Origin of the sequence: Synechococcus sp. Tobar12-5m-g (genome assembly GCF_024345415.1) — a bacterium.
In the GTDB taxonomy this organism is placed as follows: domain Bacteria; phylum Cyanobacteriota; class Cyanobacteriia; order PCC-6307; family Cyanobiaceae; genus Regnicoccus.
The window spans coordinates 58,072-84,265 of sequence record NZ_JAGQBB010000013.1 but is presented as its reverse complement, the minus strand read 5'-3'; the positions used below and the strand labels follow the sequence as shown (position 1 = coordinate 84,265).

Annotated in this window: 22 protein-coding genes; 7 read left to right on the top strand and 15 right to left on the bottom strand. The window is 66.9% G+C overall.

Features of this window, described 5'->3' with window-relative positions:
- Window positions 1-202: 202 nt before the first annotated feature.
- The 4 genes from KBY66_RS09725 to ndk are packed head-to-tail and all read right to left on the bottom strand — an operon-like array spanning window position 203 to window position 4,382.
- Window positions 203-1,294 (bottom strand): hypothetical protein, encoded by a 1,092-nt coding sequence (locus KBY66_RS09725; RefSeq protein ID WP_255089148.1) that lies wholly within the window; start codon window positions 1,292-1,294, stop codon window positions 203-205.
- A 60-nt stretch (window positions 1,295-1,354) separates the two neighbouring features.
- Complete coding sequence (locus KBY66_RS09720; protein WP_255089147.1) at window positions 1,355-3,178, bottom strand: adenylate/guanylate cyclase domain-containing protein; 1,824 nt, start codon at window positions 3,176-3,178, stop codon at window positions 1,355-1,357.
- 24 nt (window positions 3,179-3,202) lie between these two features.
- Window positions 3,203-3,886: a FecR domain-containing protein gene (locus KBY66_RS09715; RefSeq protein ID WP_255089146.1), complete on the bottom strand. Its 684-nt coding sequence runs from the start codon at window positions 3,884-3,886 to the stop codon at window positions 3,203-3,205.
- Between the two features lie 37 nt (window positions 3,887-3,923).
- On the bottom strand, window positions 3,924-4,382 hold the full coding sequence (gene ndk / locus KBY66_RS09710; protein WP_255089144.1) for a nucleoside-diphosphate kinase: 459 nt from the start codon (window positions 4,380-4,382) through the stop codon (window positions 3,924-3,926).
- Window positions 4,383-4,493: 111 nt separating this feature from the next.
- Between ndk and KBY66_RS09705 the strand changes: the two genes are divergently transcribed.
- Window positions 4,494-6,677, top strand: coding sequence for an FUSC family protein (locus tag KBY66_RS09705; protein ID WP_255089142.1), 2,184 nt, complete (start codon window positions 4,494-4,496; stop codon window positions 6,675-6,677).
- A 32-nt stretch (window positions 6,678-6,709) separates the two neighbouring features.
- Here KBY66_RS09705 and KBY66_RS09700 read toward each other — a convergent pair whose 3' ends face one another.
- Window positions 6,710-7,114 (bottom strand): hypothetical protein, encoded by a 405-nt coding sequence (locus KBY66_RS09700; protein ID WP_255089141.1) that lies wholly within the window; start codon window positions 7,112-7,114, stop codon window positions 6,710-6,712.
- Window positions 7,096-7,362: a nucleotidyltransferase domain-containing protein gene (locus tag KBY66_RS09695; protein WP_255089140.1), complete on the bottom strand. Its 267-nt coding sequence runs from the start codon at window positions 7,360-7,362 to the stop codon at window positions 7,096-7,098. The genes KBY66_RS09700 and KBY66_RS09695 overlap by 19 nt, the downstream gene beginning before the upstream one ends.
- Window positions 7,363-7,431: 69 nt before the next feature.
- Here KBY66_RS09695 and speA point away from each other — a divergent pair, with 69 nt between their 5' ends.
- The gene (speA, locus tag KBY66_RS09690; RefSeq protein WP_255089139.1) at window positions 7,432-9,396 is read left to right on the top strand and encodes a biosynthetic arginine decarboxylase; all 1,965 of its coding nucleotides are present in this window, start codon (window positions 7,432-7,434) and stop codon (window positions 9,394-9,396) included.
- Between the two features lie 6 nt (window positions 9,397-9,402).
- On the opposite strand, the gene KBY66_RS09685 is transcribed toward speA, so the two are convergent.
- On the bottom strand, window positions 9,403-9,753 hold the full coding sequence (locus KBY66_RS09685) for a DUF3307 domain-containing protein (RefSeq protein WP_255089138.1): 351 nt from the start codon (window positions 9,751-9,753) through the stop codon (window positions 9,403-9,405).
- Between the two features lie 76 nt (window positions 9,754-9,829).
- A complete protein-coding gene (locus KBY66_RS09680) occupies window positions 9,830-10,540 on the bottom strand; it encodes an SIMPL domain-containing protein (protein WP_255089136.1) in 711 nt (236 codons plus the stop codon).
- 141 nt (window positions 10,541-10,681) lie between these two features.
- Here KBY66_RS09680 and KBY66_RS09675 point away from each other — a divergent pair, with 141 nt between their 5' ends.
- Entirely contained in the window at window positions 10,682-12,160 is a 1,479-nt protein-coding gene (locus KBY66_RS09675) for a mechanosensitive ion channel family protein (protein ID WP_255089134.1), read from the top strand.
- 11 nt (window positions 12,161-12,171) lie between these two features.
- Here the strand turns inward: KBY66_RS09675 and glsA are convergent, their stop codons facing one another.
- Window positions 12,172-14,025, bottom strand: a complete 1,854-nt coding sequence (gene glsA / locus KBY66_RS09670; protein ID WP_255089132.1) for a glutaminase A — start codon at window positions 14,023-14,025, stop codon at window positions 12,172-12,174.
- A 175-nt stretch (window positions 14,026-14,200) separates the two neighbouring features.
- Here glsA and KBY66_RS09665 point away from each other — a divergent pair, with 175 nt between their 5' ends.
- Window positions 14,201-14,908: a Crp/Fnr family transcriptional regulator gene (locus KBY66_RS09665; RefSeq protein ID WP_255089131.1), complete on the top strand. Its 708-nt coding sequence runs from the start codon at window positions 14,201-14,203 to the stop codon at window positions 14,906-14,908.
- Window positions 14,909-14,931: 23 nt separating this feature from the next.
- Here KBY66_RS09665 and KBY66_RS09660 read toward each other — a convergent pair whose 3' ends face one another.
- The 4 genes from KBY66_RS09660 to alaS form a co-directional block, all read right to left on the bottom strand.
- Entirely contained in the window at window positions 14,932-15,699 is a 768-nt protein-coding gene (locus tag KBY66_RS09660; RefSeq protein WP_255089130.1) for a hypothetical protein, read from the bottom strand.
- Window positions 15,700-15,815: 116 nt separating this feature from the next.
- On the bottom strand, window positions 15,816-16,565 hold the full coding sequence (locus tag KBY66_RS09655) for a MinD/ParA family protein (protein ID WP_255089160.1): 750 nt from the start codon (window positions 16,563-16,565) through the stop codon (window positions 15,816-15,818).
- A gap of 668 nt (window positions 16,566-17,233) precedes the next feature.
- Window positions 17,234-17,641, bottom strand: coding sequence for a hypothetical protein (locus tag KBY66_RS09650; RefSeq protein WP_255089129.1), 408 nt, complete (start codon window positions 17,639-17,641; stop codon window positions 17,234-17,236).
- A 49-nt stretch (window positions 17,642-17,690) separates the two neighbouring features.
- Window positions 17,691-20,366 (bottom strand): alanine--tRNA ligase, encoded by a 2,676-nt coding sequence (alaS, locus tag KBY66_RS09645; protein ID WP_255089128.1) that lies wholly within the window; start codon window positions 20,364-20,366, stop codon window positions 17,691-17,693.
- An 89-nt stretch (window positions 20,367-20,455) separates the two neighbouring features.
- Between alaS and KBY66_RS09640 the strand changes: the two genes are divergently transcribed.
- Both KBY66_RS09640 and KBY66_RS09635 read left to right on the top strand, forming a co-directional pair.
- Entirely contained in the window at window positions 20,456-20,854 is a 399-nt protein-coding gene (locus KBY66_RS09640; RefSeq protein ID WP_255089158.1) for a hypothetical protein, read from the top strand.
- Window positions 20,855-20,948: 94 nt separating this feature from the next.
- Window positions 20,949-24,059 (top strand): DEAD/DEAH box helicase, encoded by a 3,111-nt coding sequence (locus tag KBY66_RS09635; RefSeq protein ID WP_255089127.1) that lies wholly within the window; start codon window positions 20,949-20,951, stop codon window positions 24,057-24,059.
- Between the two features lie 44 nt (window positions 24,060-24,103).
- On the opposite strand, the gene KBY66_RS09630 is transcribed toward KBY66_RS09635, so the two are convergent.
- The gene (locus KBY66_RS09630; protein ID WP_255089126.1) at window positions 24,104-25,147 is read right to left on the bottom strand and encodes a transglycosylase SLT domain-containing protein; all 1,044 of its coding nucleotides are present in this window, start codon (window positions 25,145-25,147) and stop codon (window positions 24,104-24,106) included.
- Between the two features lie 83 nt (window positions 25,148-25,230).
- Entirely contained in the window at window positions 25,231-25,800 is a 570-nt protein-coding gene (locus KBY66_RS09625; RefSeq protein WP_255089125.1) for a Crp/Fnr family transcriptional regulator, read from the bottom strand.
- Here KBY66_RS09625 and KBY66_RS09620 point away from each other — a divergent pair.
- Window positions 25,783-25,995 (top strand): hypothetical protein, encoded by a 213-nt coding sequence (locus KBY66_RS09620; protein ID WP_255089124.1) that lies wholly within the window; start codon window positions 25,783-25,785, stop codon window positions 25,993-25,995. The two genes, KBY66_RS09625 and KBY66_RS09620, sit on opposite strands and share 18 nt — an antisense overlap.
- Window positions 25,996-26,194 lie beyond the last annotated feature (199 nt).

Sequence of the window (26,194 nt, the reverse complement as noted above, 5' to 3'; positions counted from 1 at the left end):
AGCGGGCCAGTCCCCAAACATGGTGAGATCAGGCTCATTCCAGCCTGATCTCTGCTGAAATAGTCCAATCCGAACAATTGGTGGACCGCGACTGGCTATGCGGACGTGTTGTCCAGAGCTTCCTTAGTTGATTCACGCACGGGTTGCCTCCTTGGCTAATCGTGAGTCACCTTGGCAGGCCGGTAACAGCAACTGGGCCAGTTTAAGCGACATCCTCGATTTTGTCGGTGATGTAGTGCTTGAGGGCGTCGAGCTTCGGGACTCTCGGGGCGAAGCCCGTGAACATTGGGCCCCTGAGGATGGCGTTGTAGTCGTCAGGTCTAAGCTTGAGAAAGGAACGAACCTTGCCAACGTCCGAAAATCTGAACCGGAAGCCAGCCGTGATCAGCAGGGGAGCGACAGCGATGGTCTTGCTTTTTTCGCTCCTCAAGGTCAGGCAGACCATGGCCTCCGTATCGCCCCTGTGCCGGGCTTTTGACCAGACGCAACAAATGGCAAGGGCTTTCTTTGAATCAAATACGATTCGCCGATGGGTCGGCGACTCCCACAACATTCTGGCAACGATTTTGGGATCCCAGACCCCCGGCTCCGCTGGACATCCGAGCACTTCGCCCAGCACTGACCAGCCAACGGGAAGTTGGACGACGTCAAAGGGGGAGGGCACACCATTGCTGCCGCCGTGGAAACAACCACCGGTTCTTCGCATGGCATTGATCAAAATCAACCCATAGGGATTGATCGCGTTCTGAACGGGTTGAGGAACGGCCGGAAATGTTGGATTCCCAGCCAGTCTTCGAAAGACGTTGATCTCAGCAAGCAGATCACTGAGTAGATCCGCTTGCTCTGCAGGTTGTTCCGTGCTCGTCAAGGTTTCGACTCCCACGCTGCCTTCCAGCATGTTCACATCCGTGGGGTCATCGTCCTTGAGGCTGATCAGGTCGTTGGTGCCGGGGGAGCTCAGCCCCAACGACTTGGTGCATCCACTCTGCTTGCCGGAGACCAGCACCTGGCCCTTGGCGCGCAGGAGGCAGCGCTTCCCCAGGCGCAGCTGGGTGAATCGATTCAGGCGAGCGGCTGCTCTCGACTGGAATTCGAGCTGGCCGCGGCTGTTCTGGGTCGTGATCTGCGGCGGGGAGAGGACGGTCTGGCTGACCTTCGCCTGGAGGGCATCGACGAACAGTTGATCGCCATCGCGATTTTTTCTCACCGTGGCGGCTTCCGACGCCTTCACGGCTTGCGGGATCGCCAGCGTTGCCGCCAGGACAGGGAAGGCCAGCAGGGCCAGGGACCTCACCCAGGGGGGCCTCGAAGTGAGCAGGGGACCAGCTGCAGATCTGTGGAAAGGTAAAGACGTTTACTGATTCCCATGGTGTTCTTGGATCCCCTCCAGACCAAACACCTCGAGCGCCGTGGGCCAGCCCTTGACCCTCTGGCGACCCAGCGGCTCCACCACCAGTTCATCCGGCAGCAGGGCGAGCAGGTCGCCGCTGATCAGGATCGAGTGCTCCGGGAAACGGCGGGTGAGGCCCTCCAGGCGGCTGGCCACATTCACCGTGGCACCCACCACGGTGAATTCCAGCCGTTGGGAGGAACCGAGGTTGCCGGCGATCACATCGCCGACATGCAGACCGATGCCATGGCGCAGGGGCGGCTGACCCGTGGCCGCCAGCTCGGCGTTGAGGGTCTCGAGCCGGCGCTGCATCGACAGGGCGGCCCGCACCGCCGCACGCGCCTCCTCGCGATCCCCGCGGCTGCGCGGCACCCCGAATTCCGCCATCAGCGTATCGCCGATGAATTTGTCGAGCAGGCCCTGTTCCTCGAGGACGGCCGCCGCCATCGTCTCGAAGTAGCGATTGAGCAGGCTGAACAGCTCCCCGGGCTCCAGGGAGGCGCTGAGGGGCGTGAACCCCTCGAGGTCGCTGAACAGAACCACGCAGCGGGCCCGGCGCCCACCCGCCTGGTTCCAGAGCGGACCGGGGTCGCGGAGGATGTCACGGAGAAGGGTGGGAGAGATCCGCCGGGCCAGCACCTGATGCAGGTAGGCCCGCTCCCGCGCCTCCGCCAGCGCCTGGCCGCCGCCGCGCACCCCGCCACCAAGCAAGGGCATCAGCAGGAGGGTGGCAAGCGGCAGCAGGAGATGGGCCCCGAGCCAGAGCAGGAAGGAGGCCCCCAGGGCGGTGGTCATCAACGCCGCCGTCAGAGCGAAGCTGCGGGCGGACGTTCCCCCCCGGCCCAGCACCCACAGCACCCCAGCGGCCCAGGCCAGCAGGAGCAGGGCCTCCCCAGCCGCGGGGAGGGGGCGCAGCCCATCGCCCCGCAGCACGTTGGCGATGGCCGCGGCCTGCACCTCCGTTCCGCTCTGGGCGCCAAAGGGGGTTTCCTGCTGATCCCCCAGCTCCGGCGCGGTGGCGCCGATCAGCACCGTCCGACCTCGCCAGAATGCTGCTGGCGCCTCCAGCACCCGCCAGGCCGGCAGCCGCGGTGTGGTTCCGGCAGGACCTGGGACGTTGATGCCGAGAGGCTGATCCGTCAGCGCCTCCGGTCGGACAAGAAAGGCCAGTGGCAGGGGATGGGGCAGCGGGAAGCCCGCCAGGTTCTCCCGCAGCCAGCGTCGCCCCGGCACCGCCTCCGCCACCCCCTGGGGGGATTGGAGGAGGGTGGTGAGGCCGGGGGCGGCGAGCGCCACGATCGGGCGCCGCAGCTGCACCTGCACGAGTTCGCCCCGGTCGCCTCCTGCGTAGGTGGCGGCCAGATGCACCTGCCGGTGCCAAGGCGCCAGCGTTTCGACAAAGGCCCGGTCATCGGCGGGTCCGTAGCGGCTCGGCTGGCTGAACTCGATGTTGAAGAGCACCCGCGCCGCGCCGCGCCGCAGCACCGCAGCAGCCAGCTCCGCCTGCACGGCCCGGGGCCAGGGCCAGGCCCCCATCCGGCGCCACAGGGGCGAGGCCTGGCGTTCCTTGGCACCGAGCAACTCGCCGAGCTGGAGCGACTCGCTGTCGATTGCCAGGATCACAGGATCCATCGCAGCGGCGCGAGGCCCGCGCAGGCGAAAGAAAAGCTGCTGGAGCTGGGCGTCAGCCAGCGCCAGGGCCTGGCCAGGTGGGGTGGGGCCCAACCCGGGAAGGGCGAGCAGCAGGGGGGCGGCCAGGGCCAGCCACCACGGCCTGGGGGTCCTCACGGCCCACGTCTCACGGCCAATGCCTCAAGGCGTGAGGCCGAGCTCGCGCTCGATCACGGTCAGCGTCTCCATCGGAGCTTCGAAGCCATTCAGCAGGATGCTCGCCTTGCGCCGGGTGGCCGCTTCCGCGGGGCTGAGCCGTAGGGGCGCCTGCCAGGCGCCCCTCACGAAGGTCACCTGCTCCCCACTGGTAAGGGTGAAGCGCTGGCCGTTGTCGGCCTCCACCAGCACCCGGCCCTCCCAGCTGAAGAACTTCAGCTCGGTGGGGGTCGCTTCGATGAACACAGTGGTGCCGGCGATCGAGGCCGTGGCCACCCGGGTCCTCACCCGCAGCGGTGGGACGCCCGTTCTGCCGGGAGGAATCCAGGCGATGATCTGGCCGCTCTGCAGGTCGAGATCGGCGATGCCCAGCCGCAGCAGGGCATCGCCGCCGAGGCGGAAGCCGCGGCCATCCGCCAGCAGCACCTGGAGGCGTCCGGGCTTCTGGGTCCGCAGCAGCGTGGCGGGCATCAGAACCTGACCGATGCGGGCGGCTTGCTCAGCGCCCTTCGGCGGCGTCACGAACGCAGGCCGGGTGGGCACATCCACCACCCGCGGAACCCCTGGCGCGGCGGAGGCCGCCACACCCAGCAACACCGCAACCGCAGCGGTGGAGCTGGCGGCGGCCGTGCGCAGGCTCGCCATCAGGCCGCGGCGCGGAGACTGCATGGGGCGGACCGGATCACCATCCGCCCACTTTGATGGCTCAGGCCTCGCTGCGCCACGTCTGATCGGCGGGTGTCCAGTCGCTCAGCTCGGCGGGCTCGAACCAAAGCCCGATCTCGAACACGGCGGTTTCCGGGGCGTCGGAGCCATGGATCACGTTGCGGCCGATGTTCACCGCCAGATCGCCGCGGATCGTGCCGGGCTCGGCCTCCAGGGGCTTGGTGGCGCCGATCAGCTTGCGGGCGCTGGCGATCACGCCGTCGCCCTCCCAGACCATCGCCACCACAGGGCCGCTGGTGATGAACTCCACCAGGCCGGCGAAGAAGGGGCGCTCCCGGTGCACGCCGTAGTGGTTCTCGGCCAGCCCACGGCTGGGGACCAGCTGCTTGAGACCCACCAGCTTGAAGCCCTTGCGCTCGAAGCGGCCGAGGATCTCCCCCACCAGCCCCCGCTGCACCCCATCGGGCTTGATGGCGAGGAAGGTGCGTTCGGTGCTCATGGACTCGGGGATCAGGGATCGAGCCATCGTCTGCGCTGGGGCTGCCGCTTGGCAAGCAACCCCGCCCGTTCCGGGCGCCATACGATCGGGGCCCCGGCCAGGCGCCCACCGATGAAGGCCTCCGCATCCGGGGCTAGCACCTTCCTGACGGCACCGAGCGCTGGGCCCAACCTCCGGCTCGGCCTGCGCACCACGCTGGCCGCCGTGCCGCCGCTGCTGGGGGCTTCGCTGCTGCAGGAGCCCGCCCTGATCTGGATGGCGCTGGGGGGCCTGTACGTGAACATGGCCGACACGGGAGGGGCCTATCGCACCAAGGGAACGGCGATGGCCTTGGCCTCCCTGCTGGGCGCCGTGGCACTTGGCGCAGGCATCGGCCTGGCCACCTGGCCCTGGCTGTGCGTGCCGGCGATGTTCGCCGTCGGGCTGGGCTGCGGTCTGCTGTCGCTCTACGGCAATGCAGGGGCCCTGATCGGCCTGGTGACGGCCTGGTGCTTCCTGATCGGCATCAACGTGGCGGGCCCGGATCCGGCCAAGGCCCTGGGCTGGTCTCTGCTCTATCTGGCTGGAGGGGCCTGGGCCACCCTGTTGGCGGTGGCCGTCTGGCCGCTGCGGCCCTACCGACCCGTGCGGGTCGCCAGTGCCGACGCCCTGCGCTCCATCGCCCACTTCCTCAGCCTGGCCTGCCCGGCGCCCGGCCAGCAGCGGGCCAGCGAAGAGCGGCTCTTCCAGGAGAAGCTCCGGGTCCGCGGAGCCCTGGCCAGCGCCCGGTCGACCCTGGCCGAGACCCGCTGCGGCCGCCTCGGCGCCAGCCCCGCCGACGGGGCTTTCACCCGCTTGATCGAGACCGCCGACCGATTGTTCGTGACCGGCGCGGCTATCAGCGACTTGCTGGCGTCGATTCCGGCGCCAGAGGCTTCCCCGATTCAGCGGCGGATGCAAGTGCTCAACAGGCGCTGCGTCGCCGCCCTGCTCCAGATCGAGCAGGCGCTGCTGGGGCGCGGGCCGCTGCCTGCTCTCCAGGAGCTGGAGGAGGAGGCGCGGCGGATCGCCGGGGCGATTGAAGAACTGTTGCCCCATGCTGGCGGCGGCGGGGCGGCGGCCTTCGTCCTCCAGCAGGCCCAGGCGAGCCAGGCCCACTGGATCGCCACCCTCGACCAGGCGGGCGAAGCCATCCCCTTGGCGGCACGGAACCGGAGATCGACTCAGGGGCGCCGCCCGAGTGGCCAGATGGGCGCTGCCGTGGTCCAAGGCTGGGCGACCCTGCGGGCGAACCTGACGTTGGAGTCGAGCGTGTTTCGCCACGGACTCCGGTTCGGCGCCGCCTCGGCCGTGGCCGTGGGCGTGTACACCCTGTTCGCCCTGCCGATCGGCTACTGGATCACGCTCACCGTGTCGGTGATCCTGCGGCCCTCGGCGGGCGAGAGTCTCGCCCGCACCAGCCAGCGGGTGCTGGGCACGGTGCTGGGGGGGATGCTCGCCATCGTGCTGGCCACCCTGTTCCCCCATCCGCTCGCCCTCGTGCTGCTGCTGGTGCCGCTCACGGTCGTGATGATGGCGGTCCTGCCGGTGAACTACGGGCTGTTCGTCTTCTTTCTCACCCCCTGGATTGTCCTCTACAAGGACATCGCCCAACCCGGTGACTGGAGCCTGGCCCTCTGGCGGATTGCCAACACCCTGATCGGCGCCGGCCTGGCCCTGGCCGCCATCCACCTGGTGCTGCCCCGCTGGGAACGGGAGCAGCTGCCGGCCCGGCTGGCGGCCAGCCTGCGCTGCACGGCCCGGTTTGCCCAGGACGTGCTGGATCGGGTTCTGGCGACCGACCCGACGGACCCAAGGCCGCCGGCCACCCCAGCCGAGGTGCGGCTGGCGATGGGCAACGCCCAGGTTTCCATCCAGCGCTACCTGAGCGAGAGGGTTTCCCATCGGCCGATGGCCCTGCCGTTGATGGCGTTTCTGCAGCACAGCCAGCGGCTGATCGATGCCCTGGTGGTGCTGGGGAGCGGTGGTCGCCCGCTCGATGCCGGCCCTGCTCCGGCCAGCGCCCTGTCCCTGCGGGACCAGGTGCTGACGACGCTCGCGGCCCTGGCCTCGGCCCTGGAGTGCGGCGTGCGGCCAGGGCCCCTGCCGGATCTCCACCGGCCGGACAAGCCCGCCTACGTGCTCCTGAAGCAGCTGGCGCCGCTCATGGATCCGATCCTGGGCCTCCGCAACGCCGTGGAAGCCTGGAGCGCCGGGGAGACCAGCGCGGAACTGGCACCGGCTGGAGCGGTGGAGGGTTCCCCCCGGCGCTCCTGATCGGGGTGCTACTCATTCGGACAGTTCAACAGTCACCCGTCAGCGCCCCGCGCCACCTGCTCAGCCCAGGCCTCGAAGGTCTCCAGGTCCACGTCCAGGTCCTGCCAAAGGGGCAGGAGCTCATCGGCATAGAGGTTGCGCACCAGATGCCGAATGCGCAGAAAGGCCTGCAGCCCTTGCTGGGTGCTCTCCCGCAGGCGCCGATGCCATCCCTCCCCCTGCCGCGGCGTTCTGCCGTTCACTGTCCGGCTCACCAGGAGCAGCGACCGTTCAACCCCCGTGTCAAAGCTGTGCAAGCGCAGCGCAGCGGCCTCGACCGCTTCACCACCTGAGCGGATCCGTGGGCGCAGCTCCTGCAGAGATGCCACCAGGCGCCCCAGCCGTTGCCGTTCCCGGCGCAGATCGTCGCTGAGTTCACTCAGGTCGTCAGCTTGCATCGAGCTTGGCCCTCGGAACCAGCGGCCGGCAGCCCCTCCACCAGCAGATCGAGATCGGAATGTTCCTGGAAGCCCTCGGTGAGGACCGACCCAAACAGCCAGATCTGCTGGATCTCCGGCCAGCGGCCGCCAAGGGCCGTGGCTGCCCGCACCGCCTGCTCCACGGCCAGAATCCGGCGCCTCTCCGGCGCCTGGCGATCCGCCGCAAAGCGATGCCGCCAATAGGAGTGGGCATGTGGTGAAGCCATGGTCCCAGTGTGGCCAGCGGCGCCCCGCCTAGATTCCACTCAACAGGCTTCGCCCAACCCAAGGCCGCGATGGTGCTCGCCGAACCGACCAGACCGCCGGAAGTGCTCCCCGGCGCCCCCTCCCCCTGGTCCGTAGCCGACAGCAGCCGCCTCTACGGCCTGGAGGCCTGGGGAGAGCCCTATTTCAGCGCCAATGGCCGTGGCCATGTGATGGTGCAACCCCGCGGCGATCGCGGCGGCTCCCTGGATCTGGTGGATCTGGTGGAGGGCCTGCGCAACCGGGATCTGTCGTTGCCGCTGCTGATCCGCTTCGACGACATCCTCGAGGACAGGCTGGAGAGGCTTCACGCCGCCTTCGAGCGGGCCATCGCCCAGTACGACTACGCCGGCCGCTACCAGGGGGTGTTTCCGGTGAAGTGCAACCAGCAGCGCCACGTGGTGGAGCAACTGGTGGAGAGCGGCCGCCGCTGGCACTTCGGCCTGGAGGCCGGCAGTAAGGCGGAGCTGCTGATCGCCCTCTCCCTGGTCGACGATCCCGAGGCCCTGCTGATCTGCAACGGCTACAAGGACCAGCGCTACATCGAGACGGCGATCCTGGCCCGTCGGCTCGGCCGCCAGCCGGTGGTGGTGATCGAGCAGGCCGATGAGGTGGCGCGGATCATCGCCGCCAGCAAGAGCCTGGGGGCCGCCCCACTGATCGGGGTTCGGGCCAAGCTCTCGAGCCGCAGCAGCGGCCGCTGGGGCAGCTCGGTGGGGGAGCGGGCCAAGTTCGGCCTGGCGGTACCGGAGTTGCTGGCCACGGTGGAAGCCCTCCGGCAGGCCGATCTGCTCGGCGAGCTGCGGCTGCTCCACTTCCATGTAGGCAGCCAGATCAACGACATCGCCGTGATCAAGGACGCCCTGCAGGAGGCGGGCCAGATCTACGGCCAGCTCGCCCGGCTCGGCGCGCCGATGGGCTACCTCGATGTCGGCGGTGGCCTCGGCATCGACTACGACGGCAGCCGCACCGCCACCGCCGACTCCACCAACTACTCCCTGCAGAACTACGCCAACGATGTGGTGGCCACGGTGCGGGAATGCTGCGAACCCCACGGCATCACCCTGCCCACCCTGGTGAGCGAGAGCGGCCGGGCGATCGCCAGCCACTTCAGTGTGCTGGTGTTCGACGTGCTCGGCATGGGATCGGTGCCCGGCAGCGAGCCGCCGGTGCAGCCGAACGAGCCGCTGATCGTGCGCAACCTGCGCGACACCCTGGCGGCGATCAGGGCGGCGGACCGCCCGGACGATCGCCTGCAGGAGGGTTGGAATGACGCGATCAAGTTCAAGGAGGATGCCCTCTCCGCGTTCCGCCTCGGCTACCTCAGCCTCCCGGAGCGGGGCAGCGCCGAGCAGCTCTACTGGGCCTGTTGCGAGGCGATCGCCACCGCGTTATCGGCGTGGCCGGCGGCCCGCCCGATACCCGACGAGCTCAAGGCCCTCCAGGCCGCCCTGGCCAGCACTTACTACGCCAACCTCTCGGTGTTCCGCTCGGCGCCGGACACCTGGGCGATCGATCAGCTGTTTCCGTTGATGCCGATCCACCGGTTGCAGGAGCGCCCGAGCCGGCTGGGCAGCTTCGCCGACCTCACCTGCGACTCCGACGGGAAGCTGGCCCGCTTCATCGGGCCCGGCCAGGCCAAGCCGCTGCTGGAGCTCCATGAGTTCCGCCCCGGTGAGCCCTACTGGATCGGCCTGTTCCTCGGCGGCGCCTACCAGGAGGTGATGGGCAACCTCCACAACCTGTTTGGCAGCACCAATGCGGTGCACATCCGCCTGGGGGCCAACGGCAGCTACCGGGTGGAGCATGTGGTGCGGGGCAGCACCAACGCCGAGGTGCTCGAAGCGATGGAACACGAGCCCAGCCAACTGCTGGAGCGCCTGCGGCTGGCCAGCGAGGCGGCGATCGATCGGGGCGATCTGCCCATTGGCGACGCCCGGCGTCTGATGGCCCACCTGGAGAGCAGCCTGCGGCAGACCACCTATCTGCAGGGGTGATCGCGATCAGAGGGCGACGATCATCACCACGTAAACCAACTTGCAGAGGATATGAAGTCCCTGATCCACGCCCATTCCATAGCGGTGGCGGCATTTACCCAGGTCAATCAGGGCGTGCAGAAACCACTCCAGCATCCCCAGCCAGACCACCCCGCTGAGTACGGCCACCAGAAACCCATGGATGCCGGCATGGGCGGTGAGCCACCACTGCCAGGCGAGGGTCTGATCCTTGCCCCGGCATTTCTCGACGGCCATCCGGTCGCTCTGGAGGGCGAAGTCACCGACGAAATGGCCCATCACCAACAGGAAGAAAACCTCCAGTCCTGTGGTCAGCTCTTCGCCAGCGGGAGTCCCCACAGAGCTGCTGTCAAACGTCGATCAAGTATGCAACCTCGCCCCAGGCTGACTGGGGCGAGGAACACCGAATCCAACCTCAGCGGGCGCAGAAGCGAACCTGCAATCCCAGCCGGTCGGTGGGGGCGGGCAGCTCGGCCGGATCGAACGGCGCCGCATCCGCCGCCGCCGCGCGCAGCATCACCGGCCGGATGCCCCCCTCGATCCGCACCTCCAGGGGGGTGAGCCGGCTGAGCCCGATCGCCTCGGCCAGGTCCATCGCCTGGGCGCGGGCCGCCTGGTAAGCCTCCCGCAGCAGCTGCCGCTGAACCGCGGCATCGCCGCCCTTGCCCGCCTCGGTGCTCACCGGCGCCACACGAACCCCCGGCAGGGCCCCCACCGTGCGGATCAGCGGCTGCAGTTGGCTAGGGACCAGTTGACCACTGATTTGCAGGTTGGCTTGCACGGCCGCGGGCTGGTTCCGACTGGCCGGCCGCTGCCAGGTGGAAGGGGAGCTCACCTCAAGCTCCCTGACAGCCAGCTGCTGCAGCGCGTTCCGCACGGCAGCCAGCCGCGCCTGCAGGGCGCCGAGGGCGCCATCCGCCGTGGCGGCCTCGGCCTCCAGAGCAAGCGAAAACCGCAGGCTCTCGATGCTGCGCTTGCGCTCGGCCTGGCCCGCGGCCTCCAGCAGGGTGCCGTCGCAGCGGAGCTGCACCTGCTGGGCCACCGCCGCCACCGGGGCAAGCGTCTGGGTGCAGAGCGCGACTCCAAGCGAGCCGAGCAGCAAGGAGGTTCGGTGGGACAACGCCATCAAGACAGGGCAAGGGGACCGGGCCAACGGGCCAGCCACCAGCTTGCTTGTCGTTTCTGACCCAACCATGACTGGAGCAGCCTTTATCGTGCCCAGTTCCTTCCCGCTGGGGATCGACCCGGCCCGCCCCTCCTGCCCGCGATGCAAGTTCTGGAGGTGTGGCTCGCCTCGTTCAGTGTGGCGGCCCTGCTGCTGATAGTACGGCTGCTTTGCCGACGGGTCCGGCTGGCCGCGTTTCCCCTGCGGCTCCCGCTGCTGGCCACTCTGGCCTGGGCGTTGGTGCGCAGCCTGCCCATCGCCCTGCTTCCCGCCGGTTACCGGCCTTGGGTGGAACTGATCGATGAGCTGATGATCAGTTATGCCGGCATCCGGATCCTGCTCTGGGCAGGGGTCGAGGTGCCGGCGTCCCTGGGGGCCTGGGAGCCACCACCGCCGGTTCTGCTGCAACTGGTGATGCTCGCGAGCGGCTCGGTGGTCACGGTGGTGGTGTTCAAGGAGCTGGCCCGCTTCGACCTGCTCGGGCTGGTCACCACCTCGGCCGTGCTCACCGCCGTGCTGGGCCTGGCGGCCCAGGAACCCCTCAAGAACCTGTTTGCCGGCCTCGAACTTCAACTGGATGATCAGTTGAAGTTGGGCGACTTCATCCGCGTCGATGAGGCCACGGAGGGGGTGATTGTTTCGATTGACTGGCGCGACACCTGCCTCCGCGATGTCAGCGGGGCGATGGTGATGGTGCCGAACACCATGATCACCTCGGTGGTGCTGCGCAGTTACGGCGCCTACGGGTCGATGGGCAATCGCTTCAGCATCGGCCTCGAATACAGCCTGCCTCCTGCCCAGGCCCGCCAGCTTCTCGCCGGCATTGTTAGCGCCCATCCCCGCAGCCTGCGCGAGCCGCCGGCCTCCGTCCGGGTGAAAGCCTTCGGTGACTTCGCCATCGAGTACGACATCCTCGTGTTTCAGAAGCCAGGCAGCCTGGCCGATCTGCTGGATTTGCGCAGCGAACTGCTGGAGCAGATCTGGTATGCGATGGAACGCCAGGGCCACAGCGTTCCCTATCCGGTGCGTGAGTTGCGCAAGCAACCGCCGACTCCCGATGCTTACAAGCCGATCAGCCACAGTGCGACGGATCGCGCCAGGGTTCTTCGCCTGAATCCGATCTTCGCCGGCCTCAGCGATCAGGAATTCACCAGCCTGGCAGGCAACACCCGCTCACTCCGCTTCGCGCCGGGAGAAACGATTGTGGTGGAGGGAGACGAGGGTGGCGCGATGTATCAGGTGCTCCATGGCCAGGTGGAGGTTCTCAAACAGCAGCCCAACGCTCCGGCGCTCCAGGTGACCTGCCTCAACCCCGGAGACATCTTTGGTGAGATGTCCATGCTCAGTGGCAGCCTGCGGAGCGCCACGGTTCGCGCCCTTGAGGAATGCGTCCTGCTCGAGGTGTCCAGGGAGCAGCTCGGGCCGTTGCTCAAGGCGAATCCGCTGCTGATGGACGGCCTGGCCCATCTGGTCAGCAAGCGTCGTGGCGAACTGGAAGGGCTGGCGCGGGAGACCGTGAAGATTCAGGAAAATCAGCTGCTCAAGCGGATGCAGCAGCTCTTCGACTCCCTGATCCACTGATCCCTGAAGCTCTAGAGATACTCCATCAGCATCAGTTGAAAGCTGGTGACCCCGAGCTTCGTGCCCAGATCCCCGGTGAGGGCCAGGAGCATGTCGGTGACGGTGCCGGGCTCCCGTTCCCGCAGCTGGTCGAACACAGCTCGAGCCAACACCCAGCAACTCCCCGCCACATCGGCGATCACATCGGCACTGCGCTTCTGCTTGGAGAGGAAGGCAATCTCCCCGAAACACATGCCTGGCTCGAAGGTGGCTAGGCGGGATTCATGCAGCACGCCGTTCTTGCCCTGAAGCTGGGTGGTGACGGTGAAACGGCCGCTCTTGACGATGAACAACTCATCGCCAGGTTCTCCCTTGGTGATCACGTGGTCGCCGGCACTGAACACTCTCAGTTGTGAAATTGAGAACAGGGTCTGGTGGTGGATCGGATCCAGCAACTCAAGAAAGCCTCCATAATTTCTGGGCTCTGCACCGTTGTCACCCTGTTTCTCTGGCTGCATCGAATCGAGCAGCAGATCCTCGGCTCGCTCGATCGCTTGATCGAGATGCAGGAAGGTCATCGGGCGCGCATCCGTGCCGATCACCGGCTCAGCCTCCAAGCCGAGATGGTGGCAGCGCACCAGCAGGACCATCACCCCTTCGCAGCGCAGCGACGCCAGCTCCTGAACCAGAAGATGCCTCGATTCCTCGGGAAGTTCGGAAACATTGGCGAAATCGATCACCAGGATCCAGGCATCCACCAGCAATTGGGCCAGCTCGGCGATCAGGCGCTCAACGGCAGCAAAATCAAGCACCCCCTGGGCATGGACGATGCGCAGGGAATCCCGGCTCTGCTGAAGGCATTGCAGCTGAGCCGGGGGTCTGAACCGGCGCGAGTGCCGCTGGGACCCCTTGTAGGAGCGGCGGATCGTGGTAATGTTCTCAGGATACTGATTGAACAGGCTCAAGCCCAGTTCTTTCGACAATTCATTGCAGACGGCGATGCCGCGCACGCTGTTGCCCAGGGGATCGAGCGGCGGCGAGTAGGTGGCGATGCCGAGGCGGCCCGGCACCACGGCCAGCACACCGCCTGCCACACCGCTCTTGGCCGGCATGCCCACGTCATAGAGCCACTGGCCGGCGAAGTCGTAGGTGCCGCAGGTGGCCATCAGGGCCAGCAGCCGGGTGGTGGTCTGGGAGGTGAGGGGCTGGGCTCCGGTGAAGGGATTGCCGCCCTGGCAGGCCAGGGTGGCCGCCATCACCGCCAGATCACGGCAGCTCACCAGGATCGAACATTGGCGGAAGTACAGATCCAGGGCCTGTTCCGGATCGGATTCGATGATGTCGAAGTTCCGCAGCAGGTGGCTGATCGCCCGGTTGCGGTGGCCGGTGTGCCGCTCAGACTGGTACACCTGCTCATCGATCGTCAGCCGCCGACCGGCCAGTTCGGCGAAGTAATCGAGCAGGATTTCCTCGGCGTTCTCTGGGTCGTGGCAGCTGATCTGCGCGGTGGTGGCGATCGCTCCGGCGTTGATCATCGGATTCCGGGGCCGACCGGAGGCGGGATCCAGGCTGATCGCATTGAAGGCCTCCCCTGAGGGCTCCACCCCCACCTTGGCCTTCATCCGTTCGGTGCCGAGCAGATCGAGCGCCAGGCCATACACAAAGGGCTTGGAGATCGACTGAATCGTGAACAACTTGTCCGTATCGCCGACGGTGTAGAGCCGTCCATCCACGGTGGCGATGGCGATGCCGAAGTCTGAGGGATCGGCCTTGGCCAGTTCCGGGATGTAATCGGCCGGCGCACCCTCCACCAGTTTCAGGCAGCGCTCATGGAGTCCATCAAGCAGGCCCTGGATCACCGTGGCCTTGGGGCCTGAGGACACCATCAGGGACGGGCTGCCAGAGAACTGGGTTGATCCCAAGCCACGGCCACGCTCTGGTCTGTAGCTGTTGCTACTGATCGCCCGGTCCCCGGGCGGCGCCTAACGCCCATAGTGGTGGGGCCTGTGCCAAGGCGGGCTCCAATCATTTCCACTCGCCATCCCCACCGGCGCCTTGACGATGAGCTCCCGTTCCGATCGCGCTGAACTGTGGGACGTGCTGCGCCTGGCCATCACTGGCCGGGGAGAGCAACTGGAGCTGGCTGCCGGCGAATTGCTGTTCGAGCAGAGGGATCTCAGTGACTATGTCTATCTGTTGGATCAAGGCGAGATTCGGGTCTTCATCAGGAATCATTCGGGCGATGAGATCGAGGTTGCCAGTCTTGAGAACGGCAGCATCATCGGGGAAATGTCCCTGTTCGGCGAATCCAGGCGTTCGGCTTCCTGTGCCTGCCAATCGGCGCGGTGCGCGCTACTCAGGATAGGAAATCATGAGGTGCTGGAGATCATCCAAGATCACCCCAAGCTGCGCACGAAACTGATGGCTGAACTTTCCAACCGCTGCCGGAGCATGCTCAGCTACATCGATGAATTCAGCTATCTCACCAGGCTTGCCAGCGCTGGTGATTTCAGCGCGATCAGCTCCCATCTCGCCAGCAGGCAGAACGATGCCGACAGCACCCTGGAGGCCGCCCGCGAGTCCTTCGCCCGAATGTTGGAAAGCATCCGTAAACGAGAGGATCAGCTCCAGAACAGGATTCAGTCCTTGACCATCGAAATCGATCAGGCGAGAGCCGCCAAGGAGGTTTCCACGATCGTGGAGGATGAAACCTTCCAAACTCTGTTGCAGAACTCCCAACGTCTGCGCGACCGCTTGAAAGGAGTTTAACCCACTCCACCTTGGGCATTGACTCAGTGGGTACCCAGGCGTTGGGTGTAAACGTGGAGAAGCACGAAAACGGCAGTGCCAAAGCCGAACCAGAAAAACGAGGATTCACTGGCACCGGGAAGCTCCGTGCGGAATACCTGCAGGATGATGATCCCCGCCAGGAAGGCCATCCCGGAAATCACCAGAGAGGGCGGCAGCACATTGGCGCAGGCCAGAACAAAAGCCAACGTAAGAGATAGGCCTGCCATCCAGGGAACCAGCGAAGAGAAGTCACGTTCACTTTGCTCAAAGAGACCTAGCATTTCAAAGCCAAGATGAAGGGCAAAAGTAATCACGTACAGCACCTTGGCCACGGGCCCGGCAAGATGCCCGAATTGAAACGGCAGCGTCAGTAGAACCAGGCTTGCATACACGCAGAACACCCCGCAGGACACCTTGAACTCCAGGGATCTCGCCATCACCTTCGCCTGGATGAACCCCCATTCCTGCTGGGCACTGCTTTTCTGATTCACGAGCCGCAGGCAGTAATGCTGAAGCCCCTTGAAGATGACGAGCCCGAGCAAGGCAAGAACATAGGCATCCAGGAAGGAATCACGGATGGCATCATTGAAGATCTTGATCTCTGGAATCAGCAGCAGAATCACATAGCCTGAGGCCAGGCCGCCGGAGATCGATCGCACCGCCTCGCCGAAGCGAAGGTGCTTGGGCTTGGAACTCTGGCTGTTGTCCTCCAGCCAGCGGCTGATCCCGGGGGTCAGCTGGGTCAGCGCCAGGAGCAGGCCGTAGAGCACGACCAGGCCAAACAGGCTGCCGTCTCCCCAGAAACTCTCGGCAAGGGGAGCTTCGAGCGTGCCCTGGAGGGGAGCGGAAGCTGCGCCGGCAAGGAGAGGGTTCACGACAGGTCAGGTCAGGTCCGCAGGGCAAGGATCGAGGCGGCCACAGCGGCCAACCCCTTGCTCAGGGGATGGTCCGGTTCCTGCAGGCAAAACAGGCCGTTGCCGCCGTAGCGCATCATCTCATCGGCCTGGGGAAGGATGCCCAGGCAGCGCTCCCCGTAGGTCTTCTCGATCGTGGCGCTCAGCGCCTGCCAGTCGAGCGAAACGAGGGCCTTGTTGACCAGAAGGCGGATCTGGGGCACGCCCAGTTTGCGGGCCACATCCAGGGTGACGGCCGTTCCCTGATAGTCCTGGCGGTCAGGGCGCAGCACCATCAGGACAAGATCGGACACCGTGATGGAGAAGAGGCTGGGTTCGTTCAGGCCCGGATGGGTGTCGACCAGGAGAAGATCCAGTGCGCACGCCTTGGTGAACTCTCGGAAGATGTCCACCATTTCCTCCATCGCGTATCCCTGCTTGACAACCTGGGCGATGTCGGAAGGTTTGGGACTTCCCGGCATCAGAAAGATCTTCCCCTTGTCAGCCAGTTCCGATGGGGTGACATCCAGAAAGGCCTCCTTGGTGGGTATGCGGTGAAAAAGAACCTGGTTGATCGTGCGAGCCGGTTCATCTTCCCCAAAAAGGATATGGATCCCTGGAGACGGGAGATCAATATCAATCACGCCAACACGAAGCCCACTCCCAGCGAAGCAGGTCGCGAGATTCGCCGTGGCATTCGATTTTCCCGTTCCTCCTCGGTAGCTGTGGGTGGTGATGATCATGGGGCTGGGCATTCTGGTTCACCAGCCAGAGTAATCAGAGGTGAAGCCGCAAGGGAAGGAGGTGTTCGATCAAGTGAATTCAAAGTGAATGTTCGAATGTCACTGGAAGCCAGACGTGCATGGGCAGCAATCCATTCTCGAAGAGCCAGGTGCGGCAGCCGCGAGGGGTGAGCCGTTTGCACGTTTCCATTACAGGATTGCGTTGATTGTAAAGGGTGGCTTGAATCCTGCCTGATCTGTTCTGCTTTGGCTCAGGCCCGAGATTCTGCCCCTGGTCCAGGGTTTCTTCGGGTCAAGGTCATCGGTACTCGCACGCATCTGTGGGCGACCCGAGGAGGTCCGGGGGGTTTCATCTCGTTCATCAATCGGCCAGCGGATCGGACTGAGCTGACCAGAGCTGGATAAGCCAGGCAATTGCAAAGGTTGCTCAAGGGTCCCCCTCACGGTTGAGGCTAGAACGGTGCTATCAATCCTGATCGGCTTCACCCTTCATCATTGACCCATCTCAATCCCATGGGCAGCAGTAGAGTATAGCCACAAGAAACCGGGGCGAACTCAAGACGAACACATTCAAAACATACCTTGTGTCCTCTTCGCCAGCAGGAGAGCGATGGCCGAATGAGCTGATCGGGGAACGTCGACGCGAAGGGACTCGAACGCTCCAACCGTCAGATCCCTTCGAAGCGGACATTGAGGTTGAGCTTGCCCGGGGCGAGCACCGTGGACTGCAGCACCAGGGCTGCAGTCTTGCCGGCGGGGGTGCCATCCACGGTGGTGCCGGCCGGAGGGTCGAGGACCAGGTTGAACCCCCAGGTCCCCACCACGGTGTTCACGGAGCGCTCCTTGTAGCCCTGGGCGCTCAGGGTGGTTTTCACCTTGTCGAGCAGGGCTTCCGGGGTGCCCGCCAGCTGGCCATTGAGGCTGGTCTGTCCAACGGCATTGGCGGCGAACAGCGTGGAAAGGGCGCCCGGCAGTTTCAGCCCCTTGAGCAGGGTGCCGGCGGGCGCGGCTACGGCTACCGTGGCGGCGACCAGCACCGAGAGGCCAACCGCGGGGAGGGTCCAGAGACGGTTCATCGGAAGCGGAGCGTCACCACGTCAACCTAAGGGTGATCGGCTGGGTCGTTCAGCCGCCCAGCTGGTGCTGCATCTGCTGCCTCGCTTGCTCCAACGCCCCATCCAGTGCCGCCCCATCCCGCCCGCCGGCCTGGGCCAGGTTGGGGCGGCCGCCGCCGCCGCCGCCACAGAGCCTGGCGATCGCGCCGATGAAGGGGCCAGCCTTGGCGCCGCGGGCGATCACCCTGGGGCCGAAGGCCGCCACCAGGGAGAGCTTGTCCGGCTCGCCAGGGTCGGGCACGCCGCCCAGCACCACCGCCGCCCCGGCGCCGAGGCGTTCCTGCAGCTGCTGGGTCGCCGTCTGCAGAGCTCCGGAGTCCACCCCGTCGAGCCGTGCCACCAGCACCTGGAACGCCCCCACCGACTCGGCCTGGCTCGCCAGCGCCGCCGCCTTGGCGGCGGCCAGCGCGTCGCGGGCGGCAGCCAGGGCTTTGCCACTGGCCTTGAGCTCCTCCTGCAGCGCCGTCACCCGCGCCACGATCTCGCCGGGCTGGGCCTTGAAACGATCGCCCAGGTCCTTCACCACCGCGTCGCGCCGGTTGAGGTAGGCCAACACCGCCTGGCCGGCCACGGCCTCGATGCGGCGGATGCCAGCGGCCACGCCCGTTTCGGCCACGATCTTGACCAGGCCGATCTCCGCGGTGTTGGCCACGTGGGTGCCGCCGCAGAGCTCCATCGAGACGCCGGGCACATCCACCACCCGCACCAGGGCCCCATACTTCTCGCCGAACATCGCCACCGCGCCGGCGCTGTGGGCCTGCTCCAGGGCCATCTCCTCCACCTCCAGGGGGTGGGCCTCGGCGATCCAGCCGTTGATCAGGGCCTCGATCCGCTCCAATTCGACCGGCGTCAGGGCGCGGGGGCAGTGGAAGTCGAAGCGAAGCCGATCGAAATCCACCAGGGAACCGGCCTGGGCGATCGCCGGATCCACCACCTGCTTCAGGGCGGCCTGCAATAGGTGGGTGGCGGTGTGATGGGCCTGGACGCGGCGGCGGCAGCTCCGATCGACCCGGGCGATCACGGTGTCGCCGAGGCCCAGGGCACCGCGCTCGACGCGGCCCTGATGCACGAACAACTTGCGGTTCTTCACCACCGCCTCGATGGCCACGATCACGCCCGCCCCTGTGAGCAGACCCCGGTCGCCGATCTGGCCGCCCGATTCGCCATAGAAGGGGGTGGCATCGAGCACCACCTGCACCGCATCTTCCGCCGCCGCCCGCTGGGCCGGTTCACCGTTCACCACCAGGCCCATCACCTGGGAGCGGTGCTCCAGGGCCTCGTAGCCGTGGAAGCGGGTGTCGGGCAGCTCGGCGGCCATCGCCTCGACTGCCCCAACGTCGGTGAGATCCAGGCTCACCGACGCCGCCTTGGCCCGCTGGCGCTGGGCTTCCATTGCCGCCTCGAAACCCTCCAGGTCCACGGTTAGTCCGTGCTCAGCGGCGATCTCCTCGGTGAGCTCCAGGGGGAAGCCGAAGGTGTCGTAGAGCTCGAAGGCCTGGGCACCGCTGATCACCCTGGGCTGGGCGGCCAGCAGCTCGGCCAGCAGCTTCTCTCCCCGCCCGAGGGTTTCGAGGAAACGGGCCTCTTCCCGCACCAGCTCGGCGGTGATCGCCTCGCGACGCTCCAGCAACTGGGGGTAGGCGTCCGCCATCAAGGCGATGGCGGCCTCGCCCATCGCCGCCAGGAACGGCCCCTCGATGCCCAGCAGGCGGCCGTGGCGCACCACCCGGCGCAGCAGGCGACGCAGGATGTAGCCGCGACCAAGATTCGAAGCGGTCACACCATCGCCGATCAGTTGGGTGATGGCACGGCTGTGGTCGCCGATCACCTTCAGCGCGGTCTGCCCTTTGTTGTCGAGCTGGTGGTAGTCGACTCCTGCCAGAGCCGCCGCCGTCTCGATCAGGGGAAAGATCAGGTCGGTTTCGTAGTTGTTGGGCACTCCCTGCAGGATCTGGGCCAGGCGCTCCAGCCCCAGGCCGGTGTCGATGTTGCGGTTCGCCAGCGGCGTCAGGGTTCCCTGGGCGTCGCGGTTGTACTGCATGAACACCAGGTTGTAGAACTCGATGAAGCGGGAATCGTCCTCGAGATTGATGTCGTCATCGCCGCGCTCGGGGTGGAAGTCGTAGTAGAGCTCCGAGCAGGGGCCGCAGGGGCCGGTCGGGCCCGACACCCAGAAGTTGTCGGCTTCATCCAGGCGGAGGATCCGCTTCGGGTTCACCCCCACCGCGTCGCGCCAGATCGCCGCGGCTTCGTCGTCGTCGCGGAAGACACTCACCACCAGGCGCTCCGGGGCCAGCCCGAACACCTCGGTGGAGAGCTCCCAGGCCCAGGCAATCGCTTCGGCCTTGAAGTAATCCCCGAACGAGAAGTTGCCGAGCATCTCGAAGAAGGTGTGGTGCCGCGCCGTGCGGCCCACGTTCTCGATGTCGTTGGTCCGGATGCACTTCTGGGCCGTGGTGGCCCGGGGCGCCGGCCGCTCGGCCTGGCCCAGGAACACCGGCTTGAACGGCAGCATGCCGGCGATCGTGAGCAGCACCGTGGGGTCGTCGGGCACCAGGGAGCTGCTGGGCAGGCGCCGGTGGCCCCGCGCCCCGTAGAAGGCCAGGAAGGCCTCGCGGATCTCGGCGCCGCTGCGGGGCCCCGGCAGCCCGGCGGCCGTGCGACTTGAAGAAGAAGCAACAGCCATGGCCCGACGCGGCGAAACACCCCTGGAGAAGGCATGATCGCCCAGCACCGGTCCCACCCTTCGCGCCCCGCGCCGTGCCTTCCCCTTTGATGCTTGGCGAGGATCGTGGGCGGCTGCGGCTGCGCTCGATCGCCTGGGCCCTGCTGGCCGGGGGCGGGGCCCTGGTCATCGGCCTGGCGATCGGCCTGGAGCCCGGCCTGCGGGCCGGTGGGAGCGGCTTCTTCTACGGCCTTCTGGCCTTTCACCTCCAACGGGTCGACCCCGACGACGGCCACCTGCAGGCGGGCCTGGTGGGGGCGGTCTGCGGCCTTCTGAGCCTGGCGGTGCCCCTCGATGCCGCTTTGGGCACCGCGCCCTTCACCCCGGGGGGGCTGGGTGCCCTGGGGGCGGACCTGCTGCGGGCCTGGCTGCCGCTCTGGCTGCCCCTGGTGGGCGGCGCCCTGCTGCTGCAGGTGACCCTTCGCCTTTTCCCCGAGCTGCGGCCATGAGCGCCTTGCTGCCCGGTGCTCCGGCCGGTTGAGGCGACCAGGGGGCGGCGATCGGGGATGATGGCGCCGATCCGTACCTGGCCGCGCCTCGGCGATGAGCCTTCTGCACGCCACCTGGCTTCCGGCCGACGCCAGTGGAATGGCGGTCGCCGGTCTGCTGCTCTGGGCCGACACCTGGCGGGTGGCCAGTCCGGCCACACCGATCAACGCGCCCCTGGCCCATCCGCTCAGCCTTGACCAGGACGACCTGGGGGCCTGGCTGGAGGAGTGGGATCTGTGGACCGAGTCCTTCCGGCCCGCCGCGGCCTGCCTGAGCCTGCCCAGTCGGCGCCAGGGCGCCCGGGGCAGGAAGAAAGAGGAGGCGGACGGCTGGAGCGGTCTGCCGCTGCAGGCCGGCGAACCGATGCCGAAGGAGGTGGAGTGGTGGCCCTGGCAGGTGGAGGGTCTCTGGCTGGATCCCGCCGCCGCCGCCCTCTGGCTTGAGCGGCTGCCACTGTCGGGCAACCATCCCGACCTGGCCGATGAACTGCGCTGGTGGAGCCACCTGCAGCGCTGGAGTCTGAGCCTGATCGCCCGGGGCCGCTGGTTACCCCAGGTGGAAGAGGGCAGGGCCCATTGGCTTCCCCTGCTCAACCGCGAGGACGACCGCCGCCGGCTCGAGGAGCTGGCCACCCGGCTCCCCCAGGTGGCGGTGGCCGCCCTCTGGCGAGGGCCCGCCGCCAATGGCGCCCCGCCCCTGGCCTGCTGGCGGCCCGGATCCGGCCGGCTGCGGCTGGTGGAGATTCTCTCCCGCCTGGTGGATGCCCAGCTGCGCAGCGACTTCAGGCCCCACCCCGAGGGGCTCGATCCCCTGCTGGCGGCCTGGCAGCAGGCCCTGGGCCCGGGCAAGGGGGAGCTGCGGCTCACGGGCGAGGAGATCGAGCGGCTGAGCACCGCCACCCACCACTGGCGCGAGGCGGTGGCCGGGCGGTTGGCTCCGGCCCGGGCCTGCATGGAGCTGGACACGCCTGCGGAGGGCGGCGAGCTCTGGGAGCTTCGCTTCTGTCTGCAGGCCGAGTCGGATCCCAGCCTGACCTTGCCGGCGGCGGCAGTCTGGGCCGCCGGTGAAGCCAATCTCCATCTGGGGGAGGTCACCATTCCCCAGCCCGGCGAGTTGCTGCTGGAGGGCCTCGGCCGGGCCCTGCAGGTGTTCGAGCCTCTTGAGCGGGGTCTGGATGCCGCCACACCCCAACGCATGGAGCTGGCCCCGGCCGAGGCCTTCGTACTGGTGCGCACCGCCGCGGCCCGGTTGCGGGATGTGGGCGTGGGGGTGGTGCTGCCAGCCAGCCTCAGCGGCGGCCTGGCCAGCCGGCTGGGGCTCTCGATCGAGGCCGAGCTGCCGGCGAAGTCGCGGGGCTTCAGCCTCGGCGAAACCCTGGAGTGGCGCTGGGAGCTGATGATCGGCGGCGTCACCCTCACCCTCAAGGACCTGGAGCGGCTGGCGGGCAAGCGCAGCCCGCTGGTGCAGCACAAGGGGGCCTGGATCGAGCTGCGCCCCGGCGATCTGCGCAACGCCGAAAAGTTCTGTGCCCTCGATCCCGCCCTCAGCCTCGATGACGCCCTGCGCCTCACCGGCAACGAGGGGGAAACCCTGCAGCGGCTGCCGGTGCATCGCTTCACCGCCGGGCCCCGGCTGCAGGCGGTGCTGGAGCAATACCACCAGCAGAAAGCCCCCGATCCCCTGCCGGCCCCCGAGGGCTTTGCCGGCCAGCTGCGGCCCTACCAGGAGCGGGGCCTGGGCTGGCTGGCCTTCCTGCACCGCTTCGATCAGGGGGCCTGCCTTGCCGATGACATGGGCCTGGGCAAGACGATCCAGCTGCTCGCCTTCCTGCAGCACCTGAAGGCGGAGCAGGAGCTGAAACGCCCGGTGCTGCTGGTGGCCCCCACCTCGGTGCTCACCAACTGGAAGCGGGAGGCGGCGGGATTCACCCCGGAGCTCACGGTGCTGGAGCACTACGGCCCGAGGCGGCCCTCCACGGCGGCGGCCCTGGCCAAGGCATTGGAGGGGGTGGATCTGGTGCTCACCAGCTACGGGCTGCTGCAACGGGATGTGGAGGTGCTCTCCTCCCTCGACTGGCAGGGCACGGTGATCGATGAAGCCCAGGCGATCAAGAACCCCGCCGCCAAGCAGTCGTTGGCGGCCCGGGAACTGGCCCGCTCCGGCAAGCAGGGCGGGGGGGGAGGACGGTTCCGGATCGCCCTCACCGGCACGCCGGTGGAGAACCGGGTGAGCGAGCTTTGGGCCCTGATGGACTTCCTCAACCCCAAGGTGCTCGGCGAGGAGGAGTTCTTCCGCCAGCGCTACCGCCTGCCGATCGAGCGCTACGGCGACACCGCCTCCCTGCGCGATCTCAAGGCCCGGGTGGGCCCGTTCATCCTGCGCCGGCTCAAGACCGACCGATCGATCATCTCCGACCTGCCCGAAAAGGTGGAACTGCGGGAATGGGTGGGGCTGACGCCGGAGCAGACCAAGCTGTACCGCGCCACCGTCGATGCCAGCCTCGAGGCGATCGCCCGCGCTCCCCTGGGCCAGAAGCACGGCCAGGTGCTGGCCCTGCTCACCAAGCTCAAGCAGATCTGCAACCATCCGGCCCTGGCCCTCAAGGAGAGCCAGATCAGCGAGGGCTTCGGCGCCCGCTCGGCCAAGTTGCAGCGGCTCGACGAGATCGTCGAGGAGGTGATCGAAGCGGGCGATCGGGCCCTGCTGTTCACCCAGTTCGCCGAGTGGGGGCATCTGCTTCAGGCCCATCTGCAGCAGCGTTTCCATCAGGAGGTGCCGTTCCTTTACGGCAGCACCAGCAAGAACGAACGCCAGGCGATGGTGGATCGCTTCCAGGACGATCCCCGCGGCCCCCAGCTGTTTCTGCTTTCCCTGAAGGCGGGCGGCGTGGGCCTCAACCTCACCCGCGCCAGCCACGTGTTCCATGTGGATCGCTGGTGGAATCCTGCCGTGGAGAACCAGGCCACCGACCGGGCCTACCGGATTGGCCAGACCCAACGGGTGCTGGTGCACAAGTTCATCACCAGCGGCTCGGTGGAGGAGAAGATCGATCGCATGATCCGCGAGAAGGCCCGTCTGGCCGAGGACATCATCGGCAGCGGCGAGGAGTGGCTGGGCGGGCTGGATCCCGGCCAGCTCAGGGATCTGGTGGCGCTGGACGACTGAACCGAGCCAGTGGTGACGGAGCCAGTGGAAACGGAGTCGGCGGATCAGGCGCCCGAGGAACCGGGCGGCGGAGCGCTGGCGGGAAACTGCCTCAGGAACGTGGCAACGGGAATGCGCCTGGGCTGGTCGTAGCCCACGGGCAGCCAGAGGTCTCCGGCGGCGGTGCCGAAGTGGATCTCCCAGTTGTAGAGCCCCACATAGGCCCGGGGATCCTCCTTGATCAGGGAGGCGTAGGTGAGCACGGCAATGCCGTAGTTGTCACTGTTGTTGTAGCCCCAGAGCCCCTTGCGGATGTCCTTGAGGCCACCCCGTCGAACGAGATAACGGGCCGCCGCCTGGATGGCGTCGTGGGGGTCACGGATGTCCCCCTTGCCGATGCCCGGCTCGCTCCAGGTGGTGGGCAGGAACTGCATCGGCCCCTGGGCATTGGCCACCGACACGCCATCGATGCGGCCCATGCCCGTTTCCACCAGGTTGACGGCAGCCAGCACCTCCCAGGGGATGCCCGTGGCGGCTTCGGCCTCTTTGTAGGAGGCGATCAGGGCCTCGGCGGGGCGGGGAGGAATGATCCGCCAGGCCGGCAGGGCTGTGGGTTTGCGGCCACCGCGGTGCATGGCCAGGAAGGCCCGCCGCGCCACCAGGTGCCGGTCGTAGATGCTCAGCCAGGCGGCGGGAAGCAAGCGGCGCACCTGCTGGGAGCGGGCCACCTGGTGGGAGAGGACGCGGTAGATCACCTGCTGTTGATGGCCGAGGCCGGGCAGATCGGCAGCGGGTGTCTGGGGGGAGCGCAGGGCTTTCTCGACGGCCACCAACAGGCTCGCCAGGCTGGCCGGATCGGTGGGAACCAGGGGGTAGTGGCGGCCACTGGCGGCCAGGGGCAGGGTTGGATCCGCCGGGAGGAAAGCCCGAGCCGGGGCTGTGGTTTCCGCGGCAGGGGGGGGCGTGACAGGAGTCTGCGTTGAGGCGGCGGCTCCGACCTCAGCAGACCAGGGCGGGAGCGGCGCGGGCCGCAGCGCCAGCCCCATCGTGAGCACCAAAGCCCCGCCCCCAAGGGCGGCGACCAGCAGGCTGGCGGATGGCCTGAGCATCGGGTCCGGGTTGGGTGAAAACAGGGAATAGTCAGGCTATCGGAGCCAGCACGGAGCCAATCGCTCCATGACCGAGATCAGAGCTAGAGCAGGTCCCGCTGACGCAAGGACTCACGGTCGACGATCTTCAGACCACCGCCATGCACCTCCACAACGATGCCGCGCTGGCGCAACTTGCTGAGGGTGCGTGATGTCGTCTCCCGAGCCAGCCCGGAGAGCGCCGCGAGCTCCCGATGCGGCAGGGGCGGAGTTGCCGCGAAGGTATCGGCGCCCGGGTGGGCGCGTACGGCGATGTCACAGAGCGTGGCAAGCAGGCGGGTGCTGGCATCAGCCCCCCGCAAGGTGAAACGACGGTTGAGGTCCTGCAGCCGCCTGGCTTCAAGCTTCGCCAAGGCAAGGGCAAGCCTGGGTTCACAGTTCAGGAGTTCGCGAAAGGGACCGACCCGCAGGAAGACGGCTTCACATTGCGTGAGGCTGACGACATCGGCTGAACGGCGGCCGTTGTTGAGAACGGCCATTTCGCCACACACTTCACCCGGGCCGAGGAGGGAGAGCACGGCCTCCTCGCCGTCGTTGGTGAATCGACGGACTTTGGCAATGCCATTACGAAGAAGAATCAGGCCCTGGGATTCATCATGATCCAGGATCAGCAACTGGTCGGCAGCAAACGTGACCCCCCGATGTTGATCCAACAGCCGATGCCGTTGCTGCTCGCTGAGCAGGGCGAACAAGCTGATTTCGGCAAGATCGGATGCTTTGGTGGGGCTTTGCGTAACCATCCGGGCCTGCCTACGTGGTTCAAGAAACAGTCACTGCCCAAGTGTCAAAGCTGGTTGATCGATGCCTGAGGCTGCATCGCCAGATGCTGCCTTGATAGGCGATCCAATGGAGCCTAAGAGGGCCTGGGGGCTGGCTTTGTGATCTTAATCACAACGACCCCGGCGGGGAGTTGCTTTGATTGGCCTGGACAGTTCTCATGGGTCCAATAATGCGTCTGAGAAAGACACAAAAGGGCATCCTGGGAGTTCGGTGGTTCCGTTTCGGGTC